This is a genomic window from Phaeobacter sp. S60 (assembly GCF_000826845.1).
Lineage (GTDB): Bacteria > Pseudomonadota > Alphaproteobacteria > Rhodobacterales > Rhodobacteraceae > Phaeobacter > Phaeobacter piscinae.
Genome location: NZ_JSWJ01000012.1, coordinates 279,918 through 302,169 on the forward strand (window position 1 = coordinate 279,918; position 22,252 = coordinate 302,169).

At 60.7% G+C, this 22,252-nt stretch carries 25 protein-coding genes; 9 read left to right on the forward strand and 16 right to left on the reverse strand.

Annotation, left to right across the window (positions count from 1 at the left end; translation table 11 throughout):
* Positions 1-121: 121 nt before the first annotated feature.
* Positions 122-664, reverse strand: coding sequence for a molybdenum cofactor biosynthesis protein B (gene moaB, locus OO25_RS13290; RefSeq protein WP_040180646.1), 543 nt, complete (start codon positions 662-664; stop codon positions 122-124).
* A 75-nt stretch (positions 665-739) separates the two neighbouring features.
* Positions 740-1,501, reverse strand: a complete 762-nt coding sequence (locus OO25_RS13295; RefSeq protein WP_040180647.1) for a uracil-DNA glycosylase family protein — start codon at positions 1,499-1,501, stop codon at positions 740-742.
* Between the two features lie 107 nt (positions 1,502-1,608).
* Here OO25_RS13295 and OO25_RS13300 point away from each other — a divergent pair, with 107 nt between their 5' ends.
* From OO25_RS13300 to OO25_RS13325, 6 genes are all read left to right on the forward strand, one after another.
* Positions 1,609-2,604 carry an aspartate carbamoyltransferase catalytic subunit gene (locus tag OO25_RS13300; protein WP_040171340.1) on the forward strand — a complete coding sequence of 332 codons (996 nt, stop codon included), beginning with the start codon at positions 1,609-1,611 and terminating at the stop codon, positions 2,602-2,604.
* A gap of 3 nt (positions 2,605-2,607) precedes the next feature.
* Positions 2,608-3,165 (forward strand): hypothetical protein, encoded by a 558-nt coding sequence (locus OO25_RS13305; protein WP_040180648.1) that lies wholly within the window; start codon positions 2,608-2,610, stop codon positions 3,163-3,165.
* A 1-nt stretch (position 3,166) separates the two neighbouring features.
* A complete protein-coding gene (locus OO25_RS13310) occupies positions 3,167-3,574 on the forward strand; it encodes a hypothetical protein (RefSeq protein WP_040180649.1) in 408 nt (135 codons plus the stop codon).
* Positions 3,571-4,881 carry a dihydroorotase gene (gene pyrC, locus OO25_RS13315; protein ID WP_040180651.1) on the forward strand — a complete coding sequence of 437 codons (1,311 nt, stop codon included), beginning with the start codon at positions 3,571-3,573 and terminating at the stop codon, positions 4,879-4,881. Before OO25_RS13310 ends, pyrC begins: the two co-directional genes overlap by 4 nt.
* A complete protein-coding gene (gene plsY / locus OO25_RS13320; RefSeq protein ID WP_040180653.1) occupies positions 4,881-5,486 on the forward strand; it encodes a glycerol-3-phosphate 1-O-acyltransferase PlsY in 606 nt (201 codons plus the stop codon). Before pyrC ends, plsY begins: the two co-directional genes overlap by 1 nt.
* Before the next feature lie 279 nt (positions 5,487-5,765).
* Positions 5,766-6,239: a YHS domain-containing (seleno)protein gene (locus OO25_RS13325; RefSeq protein WP_014873405.1), complete on the forward strand. Its 474-nt coding sequence runs from the start codon at positions 5,766-5,768 to the stop codon at positions 6,237-6,239.
* Positions 6,240-6,337: 98 nt separating this feature from the next.
* Here the strand turns inward: OO25_RS13325 and OO25_RS13330 are convergent, their stop codons facing one another.
* From OO25_RS13330 to OO25_RS13350, 5 genes are all read right to left on the reverse strand, one after another.
* On the reverse strand, positions 6,338-6,592 hold the full coding sequence (locus tag OO25_RS13330) for a hypothetical protein (protein WP_014873404.1): 255 nt from the start codon (positions 6,590-6,592) through the stop codon (positions 6,338-6,340).
* Between the two features lie 216 nt (positions 6,593-6,808).
* Positions 6,809-8,179, reverse strand: coding sequence for a glutamate--cysteine ligase (locus tag OO25_RS13335; RefSeq protein WP_040180655.1), 1,371 nt, complete (start codon positions 8,177-8,179; stop codon positions 6,809-6,811).
* A 64-nt stretch (positions 8,180-8,243) separates the two neighbouring features.
* Entirely contained in the window at positions 8,244-8,771 is a 528-nt protein-coding gene (locus tag OO25_RS13340; protein ID WP_040180656.1) for a hypothetical protein, read from the reverse strand.
* Positions 8,768-9,676: a GNAT family N-acetyltransferase gene (locus OO25_RS13345; protein WP_040180658.1), complete on the reverse strand. Its 909-nt coding sequence runs from the start codon at positions 9,674-9,676 to the stop codon at positions 8,768-8,770. Before OO25_RS13345 ends, OO25_RS13340 begins: the two co-directional genes overlap by 4 nt.
* On the reverse strand, positions 9,673-10,401 hold the full coding sequence (locus OO25_RS13350; RefSeq protein WP_040180660.1) for a 16S rRNA (uracil(1498)-N(3))-methyltransferase: 729 nt from the start codon (positions 10,399-10,401) through the stop codon (positions 9,673-9,675). Before OO25_RS13350 ends, OO25_RS13345 begins: the two co-directional genes overlap by 4 nt.
* 11 nt (positions 10,402-10,412) lie before the next feature.
* Between OO25_RS13350 and ubiA the strand changes: the two genes are divergently transcribed.
* From ubiA to OO25_RS13365, 3 genes are all read left to right on the forward strand, one after another.
* The gene (ubiA, locus tag OO25_RS13355) at positions 10,413-11,375 is read left to right on the forward strand and encodes a 4-hydroxybenzoate octaprenyltransferase (RefSeq protein WP_040171363.1); all 963 of its coding nucleotides are present in this window, start codon (positions 10,413-10,415) and stop codon (positions 11,373-11,375) included.
* Between the two features lie 77 nt (positions 11,376-11,452).
* Positions 11,453-13,363, forward strand: a complete 1,911-nt coding sequence (locus tag OO25_RS13360; RefSeq protein ID WP_040180662.1) for an OmpA family protein — start codon at positions 11,453-11,455, stop codon at positions 13,361-13,363.
* A complete protein-coding gene (locus OO25_RS13365; RefSeq protein ID WP_040171367.1) occupies positions 13,360-13,674 on the forward strand; it encodes a hypothetical protein in 315 nt (104 codons plus the stop codon). The genes OO25_RS13360 and OO25_RS13365 overlap by 4 nt, the downstream gene beginning before the upstream one ends.
* Before the next feature lie 50 nt (positions 13,675-13,724).
* Here the strand turns inward: OO25_RS13365 and OO25_RS13370 are convergent, their stop codons facing one another.
* The 9 genes from OO25_RS13370 to OO25_RS13415 all read right to left on the reverse strand — a co-directional run bounded on the left by OO25_RS13370 (position 13,725) and on the right by OO25_RS13415 (position 22,157).
* A complete protein-coding gene (locus OO25_RS13370) occupies positions 13,725-14,186 on the reverse strand; it encodes a molybdenum cofactor biosynthesis protein MoaE (RefSeq protein WP_040180664.1) in 462 nt (153 codons plus the stop codon).
* A gap of 3 nt (positions 14,187-14,189) precedes the next feature.
* Entirely contained in the window at positions 14,190-14,435 is a 246-nt protein-coding gene (gene moaD, locus OO25_RS13375; RefSeq protein WP_040171373.1) for a molybdopterin converting factor subunit 1, read from the reverse strand.
* The gene (gene pgsA / locus OO25_RS13380; RefSeq protein ID WP_040171375.1) at positions 14,435-15,106 is read right to left on the reverse strand and encodes a CDP-diacylglycerol--glycerol-3-phosphate 3-phosphatidyltransferase; all 672 of its coding nucleotides are present in this window, start codon (positions 15,104-15,106) and stop codon (positions 14,435-14,437) included. The genes moaD and pgsA overlap by 1 nt, the downstream gene beginning before the upstream one ends.
* A 196-nt stretch (positions 15,107-15,302) precedes the next feature.
* Positions 15,303-17,192, reverse strand: coding sequence for an excinuclease ABC subunit UvrC (gene uvrC / locus OO25_RS13385; protein ID WP_040171378.1), 1,890 nt, complete (start codon positions 17,190-17,192; stop codon positions 15,303-15,305).
* Between the two features lie 314 nt (positions 17,193-17,506).
* Positions 17,507-18,283: an SDR family oxidoreductase gene (locus tag OO25_RS13390; protein WP_040180667.1), complete on the reverse strand. Its 777-nt coding sequence runs from the start codon at positions 18,281-18,283 to the stop codon at positions 17,507-17,509.
* A 34-nt stretch (positions 18,284-18,317) separates the two neighbouring features.
* Positions 18,318-19,262, reverse strand: a complete 945-nt coding sequence (locus tag OO25_RS13395) for a calcium/sodium antiporter (RefSeq protein WP_024098557.1) — start codon at positions 19,260-19,262, stop codon at positions 18,318-18,320.
* A gap of 174 nt (positions 19,263-19,436) precedes the next feature.
* Positions 19,437-20,234, reverse strand: a complete 798-nt coding sequence (locus tag OO25_RS13405; protein WP_040180668.1) for a S49 family peptidase — start codon at positions 20,232-20,234, stop codon at positions 19,437-19,439.
* A 235-nt stretch (positions 20,235-20,469) separates the two neighbouring features.
* The gene (locus OO25_RS13410; protein WP_040171384.1) at positions 20,470-21,231 is read right to left on the reverse strand and encodes an ABC transporter permease; all 762 of its coding nucleotides are present in this window, start codon (positions 21,229-21,231) and stop codon (positions 20,470-20,472) included.
* Complete coding sequence (locus OO25_RS13415; protein ID WP_040180671.1) at positions 21,228-22,157, reverse strand: ABC transporter ATP-binding protein; 930 nt, start codon at positions 22,155-22,157, stop codon at positions 21,228-21,230. Before OO25_RS13415 ends, OO25_RS13410 begins: the two co-directional genes overlap by 4 nt.
* Positions 22,158-22,252: the final 95 nt, after the last annotated feature.

The following is a 22,252-nucleotide window of genomic DNA, read 5'->3' on the forward strand; positions in this document are numbered from 1 at the left end:
GGCCAAACGAACCGGCACAGACAACTGCCGCAGTACCCATGAACGGGCCTCGTCAGGCCCAAAGAATACCAGTTTGCACAAAGCTATACGAGGTTACACGCAGTCGCGGATCAATTCCGTCTCACTTGCGACGCAAATGTTCGTCAAGCCGAGGCATGATTTCCACGAAGTTGCAGGGCCGGTGCCGGTAGTCGAGCTGCTTCACAAGGATTTCATCCCAGGCGTCCTTACAGGCCCCCGGACTTCCCGGCAACGCAAAGAGGTAAGTGCCCCCCGCGACCCCGCCTGTGGCCCGTGACTGCACAGCCGAGGTGCCGATTTTCTGCATCGACACGATGGTGAAGACCGTCCCGAACGCGTCGATTTCCTTCTCGTAGACATCGCGGTGCGCTTCCACCGTGACATCGCGCCCGGTCAGACCGGTGCCTCCGGTTGAGATCACAACATCTATCTCCGGGTTGGCGACCCAGTTCCGCAGTTGGCCTGCAATCTCCTCCCGTTCATCCGGCAGGATCTTGCGGTCTGCCAGCACGTGCCCCGCAGCGTCCAGCCGATCAACCAGCACCTGACCGGAGCGATCTTCCGCCAGTGACCGGCTGTCCGATACGGTCAGCACCGCAATGCGGACCGGAATGAAATCCTTGCTGTTGTCGAGTTGTGCCATGGTCCTGGCCCCTATCCCTGATGTTGTCACAGTCGTTAAGAATGATGTCCGAAGATCGCGTGGCCTGATCAGGTTTCAGCCGGTCGTCAGCCGCGCCTTGATCTCCAGCAGATCCTCCCAGGCGGCACGTTTCTGCGCGGGCTGTCGCAACAGATAAGCTGGGTGGAACATCGGCATCACCGGCTTACCCTGCGCCTCCTGCCACGTGCCACGCATCCGGGTGATTCCGCGTTTGCCGAGCAGCGCATCACAGCTGATGTTGCCCATGGCAATCAGGATATCCGGCTTTGCCAGCGCAATATGACGTTCCAGAAACGGGGTCATCATGGCGATTTCTGCCGGCAGGGGATCGCGGTTCTGCGGCGGCCGCCAGGGCAGAACATTGGCGATATAGACGCTGTCCTTGCGCGACAGACCGATGGCCGCCAGCATCCGGTCAAGAAGCTGCCCGGCCCGGCCCACAAACGGTTTGCCCGCGATATCCTCATCGCGGCCAGGCGCCTCGCCCACCACCATAACGCGGGCACCGGGCTGGCCATCTGCAAACACAAGATTGCGCGCACCTTTTTTCAGCTCGCAATGCTCAAACTGGGCCAGCGCCTCATAGAGACCCTCCAGCGACCCGGCGGCTCCCGCCATCTGTCGGGCCACCTCAACCGGATCAATTTCCCGAGGTTTCGCCGGTGTCGCCTCAGCCGCGGCTGCGCCGGGTTTGGCCAGACGCGCCTGCAATTCATAGCGATTGACCGGCGCGTCCCCGATCGCATCGGTCGCCCCCAGTTCGATCTGCCACGCCAAGAGCGCATGGGCGCTGTGATAATCCAATGCCGATTCCATGCCCCAAGCTACCCTGCCTAGAGGCGGATCAAAATACCCGCAGTGCGCGCCGCTTGCCGCAGGTCACAGCCCTGCTATAAGAGCGCCAAACATCGCGGAGCCTGCCCATGCCCACAGCCACCTCGTCACCTGATCCGATGGCCTTTTCTCAACGGCATCTCTTGGGCATCGAACCGCTGAGACCGCATGAAATCACCGCAATCCTTGACCTCGCGGACAGCTATGCCGATCTGAACCGCCGTCCCGACAAACACGCCAATGCGCTGTCAGGGCTGACCCAGGTCAATATGTTCTTTGAGAACTCCACCCGCACCCAAGCCAGCTTTGAAATCGCGGGAAAGCGGCTGGGCGCGGATGTGATGAACATGGCCATGCAGGCTTCCTCGATCAAAAAGGGTGAGACCCTGATTGATACGGCGATGACGCTGAATGCCATGCACCCTGATCTTCTGGTGGTGCGCCATCCGCATTCCGGCGCCGTGGACCTTCTGGCGCAGAAGGTAAACTGCGCGGTGCTGAATGCCGGCGACGGACGGCATGAACACCCCACCCAAGCACTGCTTGATGCCCTGACCATCCGCCGCGCAAAGGGCCGTCTGCACCGGCTGAACATTGCGATCTGTGGTGATGTGGCCCATTCCCGGGTGGCACGTTCGAACCTGATCCTGCTGGGCAAGATGGAAAACCGCATTCGTCTGATTGGCCCGCCAACACTGGTGCCCGGCCATTTTGCCGACTTTGGCGCCGAGATTTACGACGATATGCGCGAAGGCCTGAAAGACGTGGATGTGGTCATGATGCTGCGCCTCCAGAAGGAGCGTATGGACGGCGGTTTCATCCCGTCGGAACGCGAATACTACCATCGCTACGGGCTTGATGCGGAGAAACTCGCGCTGGCCAAACCTGACGCCATCGTCATGCACCCCGGCCCGATGAACCGGGGCGTCGAAATTGACGGCACGCTTGCCGATGACATCAACCGCTCTGTCATTCAGGAACAGGTCGAAATGGGTGTCGCCGTGCGGATGGCGGCGATGGATCTTCTGGCCCGTAACCTGCGCGCCAGCCGCGAGCGTGCAGCGTCGCAACCGGGCGTGGCCTGATCCATGGCTGGCCCGGTGGCACAGCCCCTGATCATCGCCGCAGGTGAGCAGCGGATGATCCATGTCTTCGACCTCGATATGCGGCCCGAACAGGCACGTTTCCTCCGTGAACCCGGTGCGTTGGCGCAGGTTTTGGGCATTGATGAGATAGATCTGGATCACGTGGAGATCTTCCCGGTGAGCGATCTGGAGGACCTGGGGCTTGTCGGCTATCTGCGCGATGGCTGCGGGATCCCGAAAGAGCAGCTGGCCTCCGACGCGCAGAAACTCGCCGCGATCAAAGGCTATGTGCTGCTGCTGCGGTCGCGCGCGCTGCGGGGCGAGGCAACGCGCCTCACCCCGGCCAGTCAAATTCGACACATTGGCGACTATAGTGAGGTGGGCGCGGATTGGGCCAGCCTTCCCAGCAATCCTGACGACGCACCGGAAAGCGCCAAACCCTATTCCGCATCACGCCCCTCCCCACGGGAGGCCCGCTCTCGCGCACGGCGCATCGGGGCGACGATCTTTGTAATCGTGATGGCGCTGATCCTGCTTGTCGTGCTGATGCTGGCGACCTGAGATGTCCGAAACCGTCTTCCCCCCTGATCGTATGGCATACTGGCGCAGCCATGCCTGGCTCGCCGTGATTGCCATGCTGGGCGCCATGGGCATTCTTTGGGTGATGGGAAACCCGCATGTCTGGACCGGTGCCATCGGCGGTCTGGCCGCCATTGGCCTGCGCGGCGGCTACCTCATGTCCGATGAAATGACCCGCGTCTGGTCGCTTGGGGGCGGCGTTATCAGAGGCCCCGATCAACAGACCCTTCCGCTCGAGGATGTCGCCGAGCTGAACCGCATTGGCAGCACGGTCCAGATCGTCACCCATGAGGGTCACAAGCACCTGATCAAATACCAGCCCGACGCCGCCGCAACAATTGCAACGCTGCAAAATGCCCTGTCCACCCTGTCCGAGAGATCCCGCGTATGACCCTTCTGTTTACCAACGCCCGCCTGATCGACCCAGAAGCCGGAACCGACAGTGTTGGTGCGGTTCTGGTGCAGAACGGGCGCATTGCGGCGGTTGATAAAAATGGCACCGAGTCTGACCAATTGTTTCGCACGCGAAACATTGTGGCAGAGGATGTGACCCTTATTGATTGCGGCGGCAAATGTCTGGCTCCCGGCATCGTCGATATCGGCGTGAAGGTCTGCGAGCCGGGAGAGCGCCATAAGGAAAGTTATAAATCCGCAGGCCTCGCAGCGGCGGCGGGCGGAGTCACCACCATGGTGACGCGCCCAGACACCACCCCATCCATCGACAGCCCGGAAACGCTCGAGTTCGTGACCCGGCGGGCGCAGGCCGATGCGCCGGTGAATGTTCTACCCATGGCCGCCCTGACCAAGGGCCGCGCAGGCCGGGAGATGACCGAGATCGGCTTTCTCATGGATGCCGGAGCGGTTGCCTTCTCCGATTGTGACCATGTGGTTGCCGACACCAAGGTCTTTTCCCGCGCGCTGTCTTATGCGCGCAGCTGCGGCGCACTGGTCATCGCGCATCCGCAAGAACCGGGATTGAGCAAAGGGGCTGCGGCAACCTCGGGTAAATTCGCCACCCTGCGTGGGCTGCCCGCCGTCACGCCGATGGCGGAACGGATGGGACTGGATCGCGATATCGCGCTTTTGGAGATGACCGGCGCCAAATACCACGCCGACCAGATCACCACCGCCCGCGCCCTGCCCGCCCTGCAGCGGGCGAAGGCAAACGGGCTGGATATCACCGCAGGCACGTCGATCCATCATCTGACGCTGAACGAACTGGACGTGGCGGACTACCGAACTTTCTTTAAGGTGAAACCACCGCTGCGCTCCGAAGAAGATCGTCTGGCGCTGATCGAGGCGCTGCGCGAGGGGCTGATTGATACGATTTCCTCCATGCACACCCCGCAGGACGAGGAAAGCAAGCGCCTGCCGTTTGAGGAGGCCGCCGCCGGTGCCGTGGCGTTGGAAACGCTGCTGCCTGCCGCGCTGCGGCTTTATCATGCGGAGCAGCTGGATCTGCCGACATTGTTCCGCGCCATGTCCCTGAACCCGGCCAAGCGTCTGGGATTGGACTGCGGTCGCCTGTCCGAAGGGGCACCTGCGGATCTGGTGCTGTTTGATGCGGACCAACCCTTTGTGATGGACCGGTTTGCGCTGCACTCGAAATCACAGAACACCCCCTTTGACGGGCAGCGGATGCAAGGTAGGGTGCTGGCAACCTATGTGGCCGGTGAATCGGTCTATCGGAGAGATTGATGCCGCCTATTGAAACTGCCGCCCCTGTCCTGCTGCTATGGGCCGTGATTGGCTATGCACTGGGGTCTATTCCCTTCGGCCTGCTGCTGACCCGGATCATGGGGTTGGGCAATCTGCGCACTATCGGTTCGGGCAATATCGGCACCACCAATGTGCTGCGCACCGGCTCGAAAAAAGCCGCTGCGTTGACCCTGCTGCTGGATGGCGGCAAGGGGGCCGTGGCGGTGCTGCTGGCCCGCGCGCTGGTCGGTGAAGATGCCGCACAGCTGGCCGGTCTGACGGCCTTTCTCGGCCATTGCTTCCCGGTCTGGCTGAAGTTTCAGGGCGGCAAAGGCGTTGCCACCTTCCTTGGTCTGATGCTGGCGCTGGCCTGGCCGGTGGGGGTCGCCTGCTGCCTGACTTGGCTGGCGGCCGCCTATCTGAGCAAGATTTCCTCAATGGGGGCTTTGGTGTCTGCAGTGGCGGCACCGCTGTGGTGCCTGCTTCTGGGCGCACCAATGACGACCGGTCTGGCAGCCCTACTGGCGGTGATCATCCTGTGGCGGCACAAGGAAAACATCGCGCGACTGCGCCTCGGGACCGAGCCAAAGATCGGGCAAAAGTAACCCGTTACCTGCTAAACCTTTGTTTTACAAAGATGCCCTCCTCCGCCATGGACGAGGGCTTTTTCATGTTCACAGGAATGTGCCACCGCGCCTGTGCAGAGATTTTGTGCATAAACGCACATACAAAAGGAGTTGTTTTGAACGTGATCGAGGGAGTCCTCATATCGGTGTCGTGACCAAAACGGTCCAATTTTAAAGACCTGAATTTTGATGACGTAACGCTTTGATCATTCCAACTCCGGGTGCCGAGGTACCCGCTACATCGAAAGGTTCATACCGATGAACACCGTAAAATCCCTTCTGGGCGGGATCGCCCTTTCTGTTACTCTGGCAACCTCCGCGCTGGCTGCTGGTGTTGATGTCAACGCCTCCTCTACTGGTCTGGCCATGCAGGGATACGATCCCGTCGCCTATTTCAACGCCGGTGAAGCGACCAAAGGATCCTACAAGGTGACCGCCACCCACGACGACGCCACATATTGGTTCGCCACCGAAGAGAACAAAGCCCTGTTTGAGGCCACCCCGGACGCCTACATCCCGGCGTATGGCGGCTACTGCGCCTTTGGTGCGGCGATGGGCTTCAAGTTCGACGGTGATCCGCACCAGTGGAAAATCGTGGATGATGTCCTCTACCTGAACCTGTCGAAGGACATTCAGGAACGTTGGAGCACAGACATTCCCGGCTTCATCGAAAAAGCCGATGTGAACTGGGATGAGATCGCTGACGCCGAACCGGCGGAGCTGCTGCAGTGAGCCTGTAACGGCAGATCCAAATTGCAGACGGGCGGCAGGATATCCTGCCGCCCATTCTGGTTCACGTCTCAGGGGGGACACTCCCTCCGCGCGGGGTATTACTTCGAGGCCAGCCGTTCGACCGCTTCAGCCGTGCGCTTGGTGTTGTTGTAAATCCCCAGCGCCAGATAGAGCGAACCGGCGATCAGGATCACATAAAGAGTGCCCACAACCAGCACACCGAGTGCCGCGAGGATACCGCCGCCGCCCGGCTGCATGGTTGCCAGAACCGCGCCACCGACAACTGCGAGCAGCAGCAGCACAACAACGACACCAACCAGTTTCTCAAATGCCGAAATGAAGAAATTGCCCATATCAATACCTTTCAGAGCCATAGATTGCGCGCTCTTTTAGGGGGGCAATATTTAGAGAACAAGCTCTCAATTAGGGGGAAAATCAAGCAGATAGCACCAACGAAAACCTCCGCCAGCACCAGCAGAACCCGCCGCAAAACTGCCGCGCTGCCCGGGCAGAAAAAAGGGCGCCTGCCAGCGCCCTTTCGGTGATTTCAACCTGAACCCTTATGGGACCTAGTAGCTGTATTCAGAGTAGATGCGGCTCAGATCGCCATTCCAATCGCCATAATAGCGATCCAGCAGCTCATCCGCGGGGACTTTGCCGGTTTCGATACTGTCCTTCAACGCATTCAGGAAGTGGGTTTCATCCGGCACCAGCCCCCCGGCCCCGGCGCGTGCGCGGGATTTGAGGCCCGCCTCTGAGATCGCCACAACTTCGCGGGCCAGATCATGCATTTTGATGTTGCCGACCTGTGCCTGCAGCCCCTGTTCCGATGCGGCCACACGCAGGGCCTCGCGGGTCTCGGCATCCCAGCCCTTTGCCAGATCCCAGGCGGCATCAAGGCTGGATTGATCGTACATCATCCCCACCCAGAAAGCTGGCAGGGCACAGAGGCGGCGCCAGGGGCCGCCGTCGGCACCGCGCATTTCCATGTATTTCTTGATCCGCGCTTCGGGGAAGGCGGTGGTCAGATGATCGGCCCAATCGCTCAGGGTGGGCGTTTGCCCCGGCAGTGCGGGCAGCTCCCCCTTCAGGAAGTCGCGGAACGACATGCCAAGCGCGTCGATATACTCACCGTCGCGATAGACAAAATACATCGGCACATCGAGCGCATATTCGACCCAGCGCTCGAAACCGAACCCCTCGTCAAAGACGAAAGGCACCATGCCGGTCCGGTCCGCATCCAGATCGCGCCAAACGCGCGAGCGCCAGGATTTGTGGTTGTTCGGCTTGCCCTCAAGGAAGGGCGAATTGGCAAAGAGAGCGGTTGCGACGGGTTGCAGGGCGATGGCCACGCGCATTTTCTGCACCATGTCCGCCTCGGACCCGAAGTCGAGGTTCACCTGAACGGTGCAAGTCCGGCGCATCATGGTGCGGCCCATAGTGCCGACCTTGCCCATATAGGCGTCCATCAGCTTATAGCGGCCCTTGGGCATCAATGGCATTTCTTCGTGGGACCAGATCGGAGCGGCCCCAAGACCGATGAAACCGACGCCGATTTCATCGGCGATATCCTTCACCTCGCGCAGGTGGGTGTTCACCTCGTCGCAGGTCTCATGGATCGTCTCCAACGGGGCCCCTGAGAGTTCCAGCGCGCCACCTGGTTCCAGCGAGACATTGGCACCATCTTTTTCAAGGCCGATCAGATGGCCGCCTTCGCGCACCTCCGACCAGCCGTGGCGGTCGCGCAAGCCCTCAAGAACGGCCACAATAGAGCGCGTCCCCTCAAACGGCAGCGGCTTCAGCGAGTCCTTGCAATAGCCAAATTTCTCATGCTCGGTGCCGATACGCCATTGGTCACGGGGCTTGCAGCCAGAGGCAAGATATTCCGCCAATTGTTCGTGCCGTTCGATCGGCCCACCGCCGGATTGAGGGATAGACATCTGGGGCTCTCCGTAAGGTTGATCCGTCTTGCGCTGCAAGTCGTGGTCGGTATTTTCGGCAGTGTCAATGCAGCCTGTGCACGGTTGGTCGTGTTGGCGCGCGCTCCCAGATCACGACCTGGTGACCGCCGGATCTGTGCAATTCTGCCAGCATCCGCTCCATGCGCAACCCCGGCAGGGTCGCGAAGGCATCAAAGAGTGCATCGGTGTTGGTTGCATTGACCGGGATCGCCAATGCGGACTGCCCCGGTTGATCCAGCAGCCAATGGGGTGGTTTGGCGGCGTGATCCAATGTCAGGCGCTCCAGTTCGGAAAGCGCGACAGCACCGCCAGTGAGGGGGCCGAAATAGGCGATCTGCCCTTCGTCCACCTGAACCACACCGGGGCCGCCGCCGCCGAGGCGAAACCGCATGCGCTGCATGCCGATGACCGCGATCACAACGCCCAGCCCCAGCAGCGCCCAGCCCAGCAGCGCCTGCCCTCCATAGCTGCCAAGCGCCCAGAACAGGCCAAGCGCACCAAGAGCCGTCGCCGCAATCATCTCGCGCCAGCGCCAGAGGGCCGCGCGGGCTTCTGGTCGAATGAAGGTCATGAGGCAGACGCTCCCCCAGCCATCGCAGGCTGCGGTGCGTGATCAAAAAGGATCAGCGAATAGCCGCCAATGGGCTGGAATCCGATGGCCCGATAGGCCCGCACGGCGGCCTCTCCCGCAGCAAAGAGCACAGACTGTTCCACCCCTGCCGCATGGGCCTCCTTCAGGTGCAGTGCCAGCGCGCAGCGGGCGTAGCCGTGGCCGCGTTGTTCCGGCGGTGTGTAGACCCCGCCGATCTGCACCACCTCTGGCAGCTGCGCGTTAAATCCTGTCATCGCGACCCAGCGGTCTGCGATGTTCAGCACCCGATGACTGTCGCGCAGCAGGAAACTGTCGATATCCTGTGATGCGATGGCCACCGCCTCACTCGAGGGGGTGCCGAGAATTTCCTGATGATAAGCCGCCCGCCACTGCACCAGCATCGGACGGGGCGCAGCCGACAACGGGTGTAGCGTCGCGCCCTTTAGTTGCGGTCGGTCTAGGCTGCGCAGATCCAGATCCGTCAGTGATAGCGCCAGCCCCGGTTCATCCCGATCAAGCCGTTTGGGGTGCTGGTCGAGCCCGGTGGCCACAAGGTAGCGACGCGCTTGCGTCGTTTCCCCCAAGACGCCGACCTGGGGGTGCGATGAGGTCTCTGCCAGTCGCTGCTCGACCAGCTGTTGCAATTCGTGCCAGTCCGTGGCGCTGGCCTCCGCCGACTGCAACAACAGGGTGCCATCGTTGGTCAGACCCGCCACGCCGCCATTGCCACTGGCGCGCACCCACAGGCGCATGGCCTTGGCCTCGGCCCCGTGCAGGCCGTGGTCGCGCAGATTGATCAGTAGAAACATGGAGCTGGCGACGTTGCGACGCAGCAGATCATGGATCGCAGCGAGGTCGCCGTCCTGTGCCGGACGCCAGCTCATCCCCAATCTCCATAGCGTTGCTGCCAAACGGTTAGTGCCGCGACCGCAGCGGTATCAGCGCGCAGGATGCGCGGGCCGAGGCTTACGACATGAGATTGCGGCAGCGCGTGCAGACGCTTGCGTTCGGCCTCAGAAAACCCACCTTCGGGACCAATGAGAATCGCCCAGGGCACCTGTGCCGCTGTCTCGCTGGCCAGTGCCAAGGCGCTGCCGACCTCGGCTTCGTCGCAAAACATCAGCTGGCGCTCTTCGGGCCAGTGGTCCAGCACGCGGGAGAGTTTTTGCAGATCGGCCACCTCTGGCACATAGGTGCCACCACATTGTTCGGCGGCTTCAACCGCGTGGGCTTGAAGGCGGTCCTGGCGAATGCGGTCGGAATTTGTGAACTCGGTCTGTACCGGCAGAATCCGCGCCGCGCCCATTTCGGCAGCCTTCTCCACGATAAAATCGGTACGGGCCTTTTTGATCGGGGCAAACAACAGCCACAGATCCGGCGGCAACACCAGCGGGCGGGTTTGCTCCTGACAGATAAGAACGCCACTGCGCTTGCTGGCCTCGGCCACCTCGGCGCGCCATTCGCCGTCTTCTCCGTTGAACAGCAATAGCTGCGCCCCAACCGCCTGCCGCATCACCCCAAACAGGTAATGCGCCTGATCCCGGTCCAGAGGAACCGATTGCCCTGCCCCCAGCGGGTGCTCTACATACAGTCTGATCTTTGCACTCATGAGGCATACATATGCAAGGCGGGACGCCAACACCAGATGGACAGGTCGCAGATGCGGTCAAAGGCAATTGGGTCGATCGCTACGCCCCTGAATGGAGCCGCCCCTATCTGCGCCTCAGCCGCGCGGATCGACCCATCGGGACCTGGCTGCTGTTGATCCCTTGCTGGTGGGGGCTAATGCTGGCGATCCTATGGGATCAAAGCCCACGCTGGGGGGATCTGTGGATTTTTGCCGCCTGCGCCGCCGGAGCCTGGCTGATGCGCGGAGCGGGCTGCACCTGGAACGATATCACCGACCGCAATTTTGATGGGCAGGTGGAACGCACCCGGTCACGACCCATTCCATCGGGTCAGGTCACGGTCACCGGGGCTGTTGTCTGGATGGGGCTGCAGGCGCTGATCTCGCTCGGTATTCTGCTGAGTTTCAATCAGGCCGCGATCGCGATGGGCATTCTGGCCTTGTTCCCGGTGGCGATCTATCCCTTTGCCAAGCGGTTCACCTGGTGGCCACAGGTGTTTCTGGGGCTGGCCTTCAACTGGGGCGCAATGCTGGCCTGGGTTGCCCATACCGGCACGCTGAACTGGCCAGCGGTTATCCTGTATCTGGCGGGAATTGCCTGGACGCTGTTCTACGACACCATCTATGCCCATCAGGATACTGAGGATGACGCACTGATCGGGGTCAAATCGACGGCACGGCTGTTTGGCACGCAGACGCCCATGTGGCTGCGCCGGTTCATTGTCGCCACCGTCAGCCTGATGGCAATTGCCATCATTTTGGCTGTGCAGCCGCAGGGATCGGTTCTGGCGCTGATGCTGGCGCTGGTCGCGCCTTGGGCGATGGGCTGGCATATGACCTGGCAGCTGCGGGTGTTCGATGCGGAGAACACTGATCGTTTGTTGCAATTGTTTCGCCTCAACCGGGATACGGGCTTGATTCCGCTGATCTTCTTTGCCGCAGCTCTGTTCGCATGATTGAACCCGTCGCGCAGCCCCTGTAAGACAGGCAAAAGCCGTCTCAGACGGACGCCCCAACGGAGACCAGCCTACCCATGCGCCTGTCCTCGCTTTTGATCTCTGGCCTGACCTTTGTCGCCGCTGCCGCGCTGAGCCTGGTGGTGGCCGGTTTTGCGGTGACGGGCATCGAAGCAGGCAGCGAAACCGCCGTACGCCGTGCGCTGGACAAAGCCGGTCATACCTGGGCCGAAGTCACCGCTGACGGGCTGCGTGTGATCCTGAATGGCACCGCACCCGATGAGGCCACACGGTTTGGCGTGATATCGCTGGTCGGCGGCGTGGTCGACGCGGCGCGGGTGATCGACGAGATGCAAATCACCCCCTCAGAAGGCATTGCCCCGCCCCGGTTTTCAGCCGAAATTCTGCGCAACGACAGCGGCATTTCGATCATCGGACTGATCCCGCGGGTGACCGACCGCGACACAGTGATCGCCCGGCTGAATACGATAGCAGGTGAGGATCAGGTGGCGGATCTACTGGAAACCGCAAATTACACCGCCCCCAAGGGCTGGATGCCCGCAATGGACTACGCATTGGATGCGCTGAGTCTGCTGCCCCGGTCAAAGATCTCGGTCGAGGCGGAGGAAGTTTCCATCACAGCCATTTCCGATAGCGCCGAAGCCAAGGAACAGATCGAGAAACGCCTGACCCGCATGGCGCCTGCCGGGCTGCGCCTGTCGCTGGATATTGCGGCGCCGCGCCCGGTCATCACCCCGTTTACGCTGCGCTACAGTCTGGATGACACCGGCGGCCGTTTTGATGCCTGCTCTGCCGAAAGCGAGCTGAGCCGCGACCGCATTCTGCGGGCGGCGACCAAGGCCGGGTTTGACGGCAAGGCTGATTGCGTAATTGGTATGGGCGTGCCCTCGCCCAATTGGGCCCGCGCCGCAGAGCTGGGGATTGCATCCCTGGCAGAGCTGGGCGCGGGATCGGTGACGCTGGCCAATGCCGATATGACGCTGGTTGCAGCGGAAGGGACCGCACCGGCACTGTTTGATCATGTGGTCGGCGAGCTGGAGAGCGCGCTGCCCCAGGTTTTTGCCCTGCATGCGGTCTTGCCCGAGCCGGAAACCAATGAAGGCAGCGGCCCACCTGAGTTTACCGCAACCTTGAGCCCGGAAGGACAGGTGCAGCTGCGTGGGCGGATTTCGGATGAGGCGCTGCGCCAGATCAGCAGCAGCTATGCCAAGGCGCGGTTCGGTTCACAGAATGTCTATAGTGCCACGCGGGTGGTTGAGGATCTGCCTGCCGATTGGCCGGTGCGGGTGCTGGCCGGGCTTGAGGCGCTGTCCCATCTTCAACGCGGCGCGGTGTCTGTGACCCCGGACAGCCTGAGCCTGAGCGGAATGAGCCATCGCGAAGATGCGCCCTCCGAGATCGCCAAGCTGTTGTCCGCCAAACTGGGCGAGGCAGAGAGCTATGAGCTGAACGTCACCTATGAGGAGCCGCCGGAACCTGCGGATAAGCCGATGTCGCCGGAACTGTGTGAGGCGGAGCTGGCTGCGGTGCAGACAGTCTCAAAAATCACCTTTGAACCGGGGTCGGCGACCGTGGCCGCCGACAGCCGGGACACATTGGATCAGATCGCCGACATCCTGGCGCGCTGTGACGGGGTGCGGCTGGAAATCCAGGGCCATACCGACAGTCAGGGGCGCGAAGAAATGAACCAGAACCTCAGCCAAGCGCGGGCACAATCGGTTCTCAATGAGCTGCGCGGCCGTCGTCTGGTCACCAGCAGCTTCACCGCCAAGGGGTACGGCGAAAGCACCCCGATCGCGAGCAATGACACCGAAGATGGCCGTGAAGCCAATCGTCGGATCGAATTCCGCCTGATCCGCCCGGCCAATGAGGCCGCCAGCGAAACCACGCTTGATGAGGCCGCCACCGCCCCTGAAGGCACCTCAGAGACCCCTTCCGACAGTGAACAGGAGACATCCGGACAATGAACAGGACAGAGTTCATCATCACCACTGCCATTATCCTGTTTGTCGCCTTTGCGATGGGGTGGTTTGCCAATTGGCTGGTGCATCGCTTTACCCGCGTGAAGCAGAGCGACGTGGCCGATCTGGACCGGATGAGCCAGGAATTGCACGAAGCAGAAGAAACTCGCGATCAGGCGATCACCTATCTGCAACAGCGTGAGGCGGAGCTGTCCAATCAGCTGGCCCAGACCGAGGCAGAGTTGCGGGCGGCGATGGACGGTCTGCGAGATGCGCGCCGCGAAGCCGAAGAACTGCGCGGACAGCTGCACGCCTGAGGCGCTCTGCGGGGACTACAATCTTCCCAGCGGATCAAACCGCAGTGGGGTCAGTCCCAGCGGGTCAGCGCCTCTTCGTCGCTGTCCTTGGCCTCGACCCAGTTGCCGGTGCCGTCCTGAGTCAGCTCTTTCTTCCAGAAGGGGGCGCGGGATTTGAGGTAATCCATCAGATATTCCGCCGCCTCAAACGCATCGGCGCGATGACGTGCCGCGGTGGCGACCATCATGATCTGCTCGCCCGGAACCAACTGCCCATGACGATGAATGACCAGCGCATCCGCAAGGGACCAGCGCTGTTGTGCCTCCTGCGTGATCGCCTCTATCGCGCGCTCGGTCATGCCGGGATAATGCTCAATCTCCATCGCCACCATCTCACCGCTGTCGGACCCCCGCACCACGCCGGTGAAGGTTACAATAGCGCCGGCATTCGCGCCGGAGGTCGCAACATCCGACGCAAAGCGCTGGCTTTCCTCCCCCAGATCAAAGGCGTCCGTCTGCACTGCGATCCGCATCGCTCAGCCTCCGGTCATCGGTGGGAAAAACGCCACCTCTCGCACGCCATCAAGCGAGGCATCAAAATCTGAAAGATCCTGATCCAGCGCCACACGTAGCGCCGACAGATCGGCGAAGGCGGCCGCATAGCGCGGATCGCGGGCGCTGAGTTCAGCCACCAGATCGCGCACATTTGCGGCCGTGCTGTCCACACGCTCCTTGGGCAGTCCGATACGCTCGCGCACCCAGGCGAAGTAGAGAACATCCATCAGCGCGTCTCCTTCAGATGTGGCAGCGCCTTGCGCATGTAGTCGGCGCCAGTGATCAGCGTCAGCGCGGCTGCGACCCACAGCAGCAACAGGCCCAACCGGCTGGTCCAGATCATACCCTCGTATTTCCAGCGCAGGCCAAATTCATCGCTGACCTCCCCCAGCATAATCTGATCGACAAGCGCCTGATCCATGCCAAAGGAAGACATCACCAGATAGTGTTCGAAAATCCCTTGGGAAAACAGCGTGGCGATGGCGATCATCTGCGCGGTGGTCTTCCATTTTGCCAGCGCCGTCACCTTGAGCGTGCCCGCCGTATCGCCGAGAAATTCGCGCAGACCGGAGACAAACACCTCACGAAACAGGATCACCGTGGCGGGCAGCACCAGCCAGGGTGTCCAGTGTTCGGCGGCGTATCCAACGAGGATCATCAATGCGATCACAACCATCGCCTTGTCAGCGATGGGATCAAGCATCGCCCCCATCTTCGTCTCCTGGCCCCAGGACCGGGCGAGGTAGCCGTCAAACCAGTCGGTGATCGCCGCGCTGACAAAGAGGATCAGCGCAAACCAATCCGCATAGGGGCGCGAAAAATAGAGGAACATAATCGCGAGCCCCGGTGCTGCCACCAGGCGCATCAGGGTGAGGATATTGGGCACGGTCCATTTCATGGCTGCACACTAGCCCGCAGTTTCACGGGTGGAAAGCGGTACAGATGAATTTTCGGAGGCGAATGGCCACATCTTCGCGACTGTTTTTTGACCATCAAGTCAGGACCTTGTCGCCGCGATACCTTCTCCCCCCCACGAAGCGCGCCACGCCCGGCACCAGATCGCTGCCAGACAGGCTGACACTGGAGTTGGGCATCTAGCCCTGCGCGTGGAAGAAATCATAGATCCGTTGCGCCAGCGCCGCCGAGACCCCCTCTACCGCCTTCAGGTCTGACAGGTTGGCCCGGCTGACCGCCTTGGCGCTGCCAAAATGCGCCAACAGCGCACGTTTGCGGGCCGCACCGACGCCCGGCACCTCATCCAGCGGCGTGGCGCCCATGGCTTTCGCCCGTTTGGCGCGGTGGGTGCCAATTGCAAACCGGTGCGCCTCATCCCGCATCCGCTGCACAAAATAAAGCACCGGATCATTGCGCTGGAGCGCAAAGGCGGGCTCACCCAAGCGGTGAAATTCCTCCTTGCCGTGGTCCCGGTCGACACCTTTGGCGACACCAATCATAGGGATGTCCTGCACACCATGTTCAGCCATGATCTCCGCCACCGCGCTGACCTGTCCGGCGCCGCCGTCAATCAGCAGAAGATCCGGCCAGAGGCCCTTCTCACGGTCGGGATCCTCCTTCAACAAACGAGAGAAGCGGCGGTTGAGAACTTCCTTCATCATGCCGAAATCATCACCGGGCGTGAGGTCATCCCCTTTGATGTTGAACTTGCGATAGGCGTTCTTCATGAACCCTTCGGGGCCGGCGACGATCATGCCCCCCACCGCATGGCTGCCCTGAATATGCGAGTTGTCGTAGACCTCAATCCGCTGCGGCGGCCCTTCCAGACCAAAGGCCTCGGCCACACCGCGCAGCAGTTTTGCCTGTGTCGCGCTCTCGGCCATGCGGCGGGCCAGGGATTCGCGGGCGTTGCGGACGGCACCCGCCACCAGCTCTGTCTTCTCCCCGCGTTGCGGCACCAGAATTTCGACCCGGCGCCCGGCCTTGTCGCTGAGTGCCTGCTCCATCAGGTCGCCGTTTTCAATCTCATCAGACAGGATCAGCTGCCGGGGCGGCTCCTTATTGTCGTAGAACTGGCCGATGAAGGCCTCCATCACCTCCGCCGGGGAAACATCACCGTTGATACGGGGATAGAAATCCTGGTTGCCCCAGTTCTGATTGGCGCGAATGAAAAACACCTGCACGCAGGCCTGTCCGCTGTCGAGATGCAGACCGATAACATCCGCCTCCGCCACACCACGGGGATTGATGCCCTGCGAGGTCTGCACCTGCGTCAGCGCCTTGATCCGGTCGCGCAGGGCGGCGGCCCGCTCAAACTCCATCGCCTCGGAGGCGGCGGCCATCTGTTCGGCCAGCTCTTCCTGGATCTTGGTGGAGCGCCCGGACAGAAACCGCTCGGCATCCCGCACGGAGGCCGCATAGTCCTCGGCCGAGATTTCACCGGTACAGGGCGCGGTGCAGCGCTTGATCTGATATTGCAGGCAGGGACGCGTGCGGCTTTCGAACATCGCATTGCTGCAATTGCGCAGCAGGAAAGCCTTCTGCAACTGGTTGAGCGTTCGGTTGACCGCGCCTGCACTCGCGAAGGGACCAAAATAACTGCCCTTCTCGCGCCGGGTGCCGCGGTGTTTCTTGATTTGCGGAAACGCGTGATCCTTTGCGACCAGAATATTGGGGAAACTTTTGTCGTCGCGCAGCAGCACGTTGTATTTCGGCTTGAGCTGCTTGATCAGGTTCTGCTCCAGCAGCAGCGCCTCAGTCTCCGTGCGGGTGGTCAGGAACATCATCGATGCGGTTGCCGCGATCATCCGCTCAATCCGGGGCGAATGGCCCGGACGGGAATAGTTCGACACCCGCGCCCGCAGATTACGCGCCTTACCGACGTAGAGGACACGGCTCTCGCTATCCAGCATCCTGTAGACGCCCGGAGAGCTGTCCAGGGTCTTCAGATAGTCCTGTATTACGGCGTACCCCGTCCGGAGGGTCGGGCGTGCCGTTTCCGGCGAGGATTCGGGCTGATGGTCTGTCATGTTTCGAGATCTATGATTCCCGCAGGTGGTCTGCAATGTTAGCGCATCGGGATCAACATGGAACAAATCCACTGATGCTGTGGATAAGTCTGGTAATATCTTATGGCTATCCGCGATTTTTCCTTATTTTTGGCTGATTTCCAGCGTTTGCCTAAAAATTAGGCACAACCGCAAGGCACTGATAACAATATATAATTTTTATTTCTGCGGACAAGTTAATGATTCCAAACGGATTTTTGTAACGAATTGACGACGGATTGACGCTACGTGCACAACTTCGGCGCTACCACTTTTGAACCGCTCCGCAAAGCGGGTTATTCCAGCCCCACAACGTCCGGTGTTTCCCAGCTGAGATGCTGACCGCTATCGATGCAAATCAGCTGCCCGGTGACCGATGGCGCGCGCAAAAGATAGCTCAGCGCCGCTCTGATATCAGCCGGGTCGGCACCGCGCTGCAGCGGGGTGTTGGCACATTGGCGGGCGAATTGGCTTTCGGTCTGCCGCGGACCTCTCAGCGTGGGTCCCGGGCCGATACCATTGACACGGATGCGGGGCGCAAGCGCCTGCGCACTGGTGCGGGTCAGCGTCCAAAGCGCGGATTTCGCCAGCGTATAGGTCATGAAGTCCGGTGTCAGTTTGCGCACGCGCTGATCAATGAGATTGATGACGGAGGCAGACGCCAGCGCCCGCCCCTGCTCATCAACCTGTTGTGGCAGTTCCTGCGCGGCCAACTGCTGCGTCAGGATAAAGGGCGCACGCAAATTGCTGTCCATATGGCGATCCCAGCTGTTGCGGGTCGCCGTCTCCAGACTGTCGTGCTCAAATATAGAGGCGTTGTTCACCAGACAGGTGATCGGCCCTCCCAGAGCCTCCGCTGCAGCAGGCAGCAGAGCCTCAGTCGCTGCCTCCTCCAGCAGGTCGGCCTGCAGGGGAACAGCAACGCGGCCCATCGCACGAATATCTGCCGCTGTGGTTGCTGCTGCGTCAGCTGAGCTCGCGTAGTGGACGGCGACGTCGTAGCCGTTTGCCGCCAGTTCCAACGCCATCGCGCGGCCAAGTCGCTTGCCCGCGCCGGTTACCAATGCCCGCATTTTGCTCTCTCCTCATCTGCCTGTTGGCAATGAGTTAGAACAGCTGCACCAGGTAGACCACATAAACGGCAGATAAAATCACACCCCAGGTGCGGGTGATGTCCATTTTGAAGAAGACAAAGGGCACCAGCAGCAGTGACGAGGCCAGCATCACCCAGAGATCCGCCCGCAGGAAAGAGGGGTCAACACTGATCGGACCAACAAAGGTCGCGATGCCGACGATCGCCAGCAGATTGAACATGTTGGAGCCAATAACATTGCCAAGCGCGACATCCGCCTGACGGCGCAACGCTGCCATGACGGTGGTCGCGAGTTCCGGCAAAGAGGTGCCAATGGCCACCAGCGTCAGGCCGATCACAGTTTCCGTGACCCCATAGGTGCGGGCGATGATCGACGCGTTGTCGACCAGCAAATCAGCCCCCAGCGGCAGGCCGATCAGCCCCAGGAAAAGGTAGATGCCGATCCGCCAGTAAGGCATATCGGGATCGGCCTCCTCGATGTCATCCAGCTCACTGTCCTTGCCATTGCGGCGATGGGCGCGGGCCTCGCGGAAGGCAACGCCAAGAACCACAGAAAGGGCCGCCAGCAGGATCAGGCCGGACCAGACCGTGAAAGTGCCGCAGAAGGCCAGTCCAATAAACAGGACCGAGGCGATCAGCATAAACACATAGTTCTTGCGCGTGTCGCACTCGCTGGTGTGCAAGGATCGCATCAGGGCAGGAATGCCCAGAACCATCAGGATGTTGGCCGTGTTTGACCCGACCACATTGCCAAGCGCAATCCCGTCCGCGTTTTCCCCGACGGCGCGGATGGCGATCAGCAGCTCCGGCGCCGAGGTGCCAAAAGCCACGATCGTCAGACTGACGATCAACGCCGGCACACCCAGCCGCAGGCTGAGGTTCACAGCCCCGCGCACCAAAGCGTCCCCGGCGAGCAGCAGGATCACAAGCCCAAGTCCAGACAACAGCCATGGCATCATTGCCGAGGCCCTCCATTCTTTTTGCAGGCGCAGGGGCCTTTTCCGATCTTGAAGCGGCCGCAGCTGCCACAGCGCCGCGAGGCCAGGTGTTTTTGGCCGGGCATCCGCAGCTTGCCGAACATCGCCAGCACAGCCATCACCACAAGAAACAGGGAAACGATCTTAAAAATCACGTCAGAGGCCAAACCGCGCGTATTCGGCGCGTTCCTCAATGCCGCTCAGCGCGTCTTGCGCTATCTGCATACCGATCCGCCCCAGAAGCGGCTTCTTAATGCCGTAGCGGCGGAACCGCACCTTGGGACCAAAGCGCGCCTGCATTTTGGGGCGCAAATGGCCGATGCCATCAATCAGACCAAGGGAGGCGGCGCGTCGTCCAAGCCAGATCTCACCGGTGTAAAGATCCTCGCTGCTGTCCAGTTTGTCGCCACGGCGATCTTTAACATGGGCGATGAAATTGTCGTGGATATCGCCCAAGAGCTGCTTCAGGCGCTTCACGTCCGCTGCATTTTCCGGACGGAACGGGTCCAGCATCGATTTGCTGCGACCGGCCGTATAGACCCGCCGCTCAACGCCTTGACGCGCCAGGAACACATGGGCACCGAAGCCTGCGGAAATGACGCCAATGGAGCCAAGGATCGAGCTTTCATCGGCCCAGATCTCATCCGCCGAGGCCGCCAGCCAGTAGCCCCCTGAGGCCGCCACATCTTCGACAAAGGCGATAGTGGGGACCTTCAGCTCTTCCGAGAGGCGACGAATACGCGCGCCGATCAGGGCGCTTTGCACGGGTGAGCCCCCGGGCGAGTTGATCTCGAGCGCGACCGCAGCCGGTTTGCCCTTGCGAAAGGCACGTTCCAGCACCGGGCCAAGCGCGGCATCATTCAGTGCGCCGCGACCGGCCATGCCAATGGCGCCATTGAGGCGCACAACAGCAACCAGCGGTGGCTTGTTCAAGAAGGGCAATTTCAGGTTCATGGCGCCGATGTAGAATGCCGACTGCCCTGAAACAAGGGATGGCGCCGGAACGAAGCAAGCGCAGCGGCAAAAAGCCGCGCAGCTTGGGTAAAATTGCAACGTTCCCTCAATACGTGCGACGTCCGCACAGATTGCCTGCCGTTGGGGCAGCCTGATCAGGGCCGCCCCGATATCGTGTGTGTGATGCTCAAGACCCGTCGCCGGGGCTTGATGGCTTAACCAAATTGCCTGGCCATCAGGACCGAATGCGCCAACCGGTTTTGAAGATCCACCAGATCACCGCAAGACAGAGTGCTGTAAACCCACCGATCGCCAGAAGGCTAAGCCCGACAGGCACATCTGAGGCGCCGAAGAACGACCAGCGGAAACCGGAGATCAAATAGACCACCGGATTAAAGAGGGTGATCTTCTGCCAGATTGGCGGCAGCATCGAGATCGAATAAAACGACCCGCCCAGGAACACCAGTGGCGTGACGATCAGCAAAGGCACCAGTTGCAGCTGTTCAAAGTTTTTGGCCCAGACCCCAATGATGAAGCCCAACAGAGCAAAGCTGACGCATGTCAGCACCATGAACAATACCATAGCCAGCGGGTGCGCGATGGTCAGATCAACAAAGAGCGACGCCGTCACCAGTATAACCACGCCGATGAACAGCGCCTTCGTCGCCGCCGCACCCACATAGCCAATCACGATCTCCAGGAAATTCACCGGCGCGGAGAGCAACTCATAAATGGTGCCGATAAATTTGGGAAAATAGATCCCGAAGGACGCGTTGGACGTGGCCTGCGTCATCACGCTGAGCATGATCAGACCCGGCACGATGAAAGCACCGTACGGCACCCCTTCGACCTGATCAATGCGGCTGCCGATGGCGGCTCCGAACACTACGAAATAAAGCGAGGTGGACAGCACCGGAGACAGGAAGCTTTGCATCAGCGTGCGAAAGAACCTTGCCATTTCAAAGCGATAGATTGAAGAGATTGCTGTCCAGTTCATGTCGATTCTCCTGAAACCAGCCCGACAAATATGTCTTCAAGGCTGGATTGCCGGGTTTGCACATCCGCCAGCGTAAGGCCGGATTTTGCCACGTCGTTCAGCAGCGCCGTGATGCCGGTGCGCTCGGCGTTGGTGTCGTAGGAATAAATCAGCCCGCGCCCGTCCTCAGTCGGGGTCAGCCCATAGGCAGCAAGGCTGTCGGGGACCGCTGTCAGTGCGTCGGTCAACTGGACTTCCAGCTGCTTCTTACCGAGTTGCGCCATCAGTTTGGCCTTCTCCTCGACCAGCAGGATTTCTCCATTGGTGATGACGCCGACCCGGTCGGCAATGGCCTCGGCTTCCTCGATATAATGGGTGGTTAGAATGATGGTGACACCATCGCGCTTCAGCTCTGCCACCACATCCCACATGTCTTTGCGCAATTCCACGTCGACGCCAGCGGTCGGTTCATCGAGGAACAGAATGCGGGGTTCGTGGCTAAGCGCCTTGGCTATCAGGACGCGCCGTTTCATGCCGCCTGACAGTTCCTTAATCTGGCTCTTGCGTTTATCCCAGAGCGACAGTTTGCGCAGGATATCCTCAAGCAAGGCATCATTGCGCGGTTTGCCAAACAGCCCGCGGGAAAATCTGACGGAGTTCCAGACCGTTTCAAAGGGCTCAAGATTGATTTCCTGCGGCACCAGCCCGATCAGGCTGCGCGCGGCGCGAAAGTCTTCAATAATATCGTGCCCGCCGACCGTGACATGGCCTGATGTGGGTGTTGTGATGCCGCAGACAGTTGAAATCAACGTGGTTTTACCGGCGCCGTTTGGACCGAGCAACGCAAGGATTTCGCCCTCCTCAATATCGAGCGAGACTCCCTTGAGGGCCTGGAACCCACCCTCATATGTCTTTTCCAAATCACGAATGGATAGGATGGCTGACATTGCTGCCTCCTTCAAAAGTAAACTCATCAGTTCAGTGCAAGGTAGCGCCAACATTGCGCAACCGCCAGCGGGGATTGCAGCGCCAGCGTTTACAG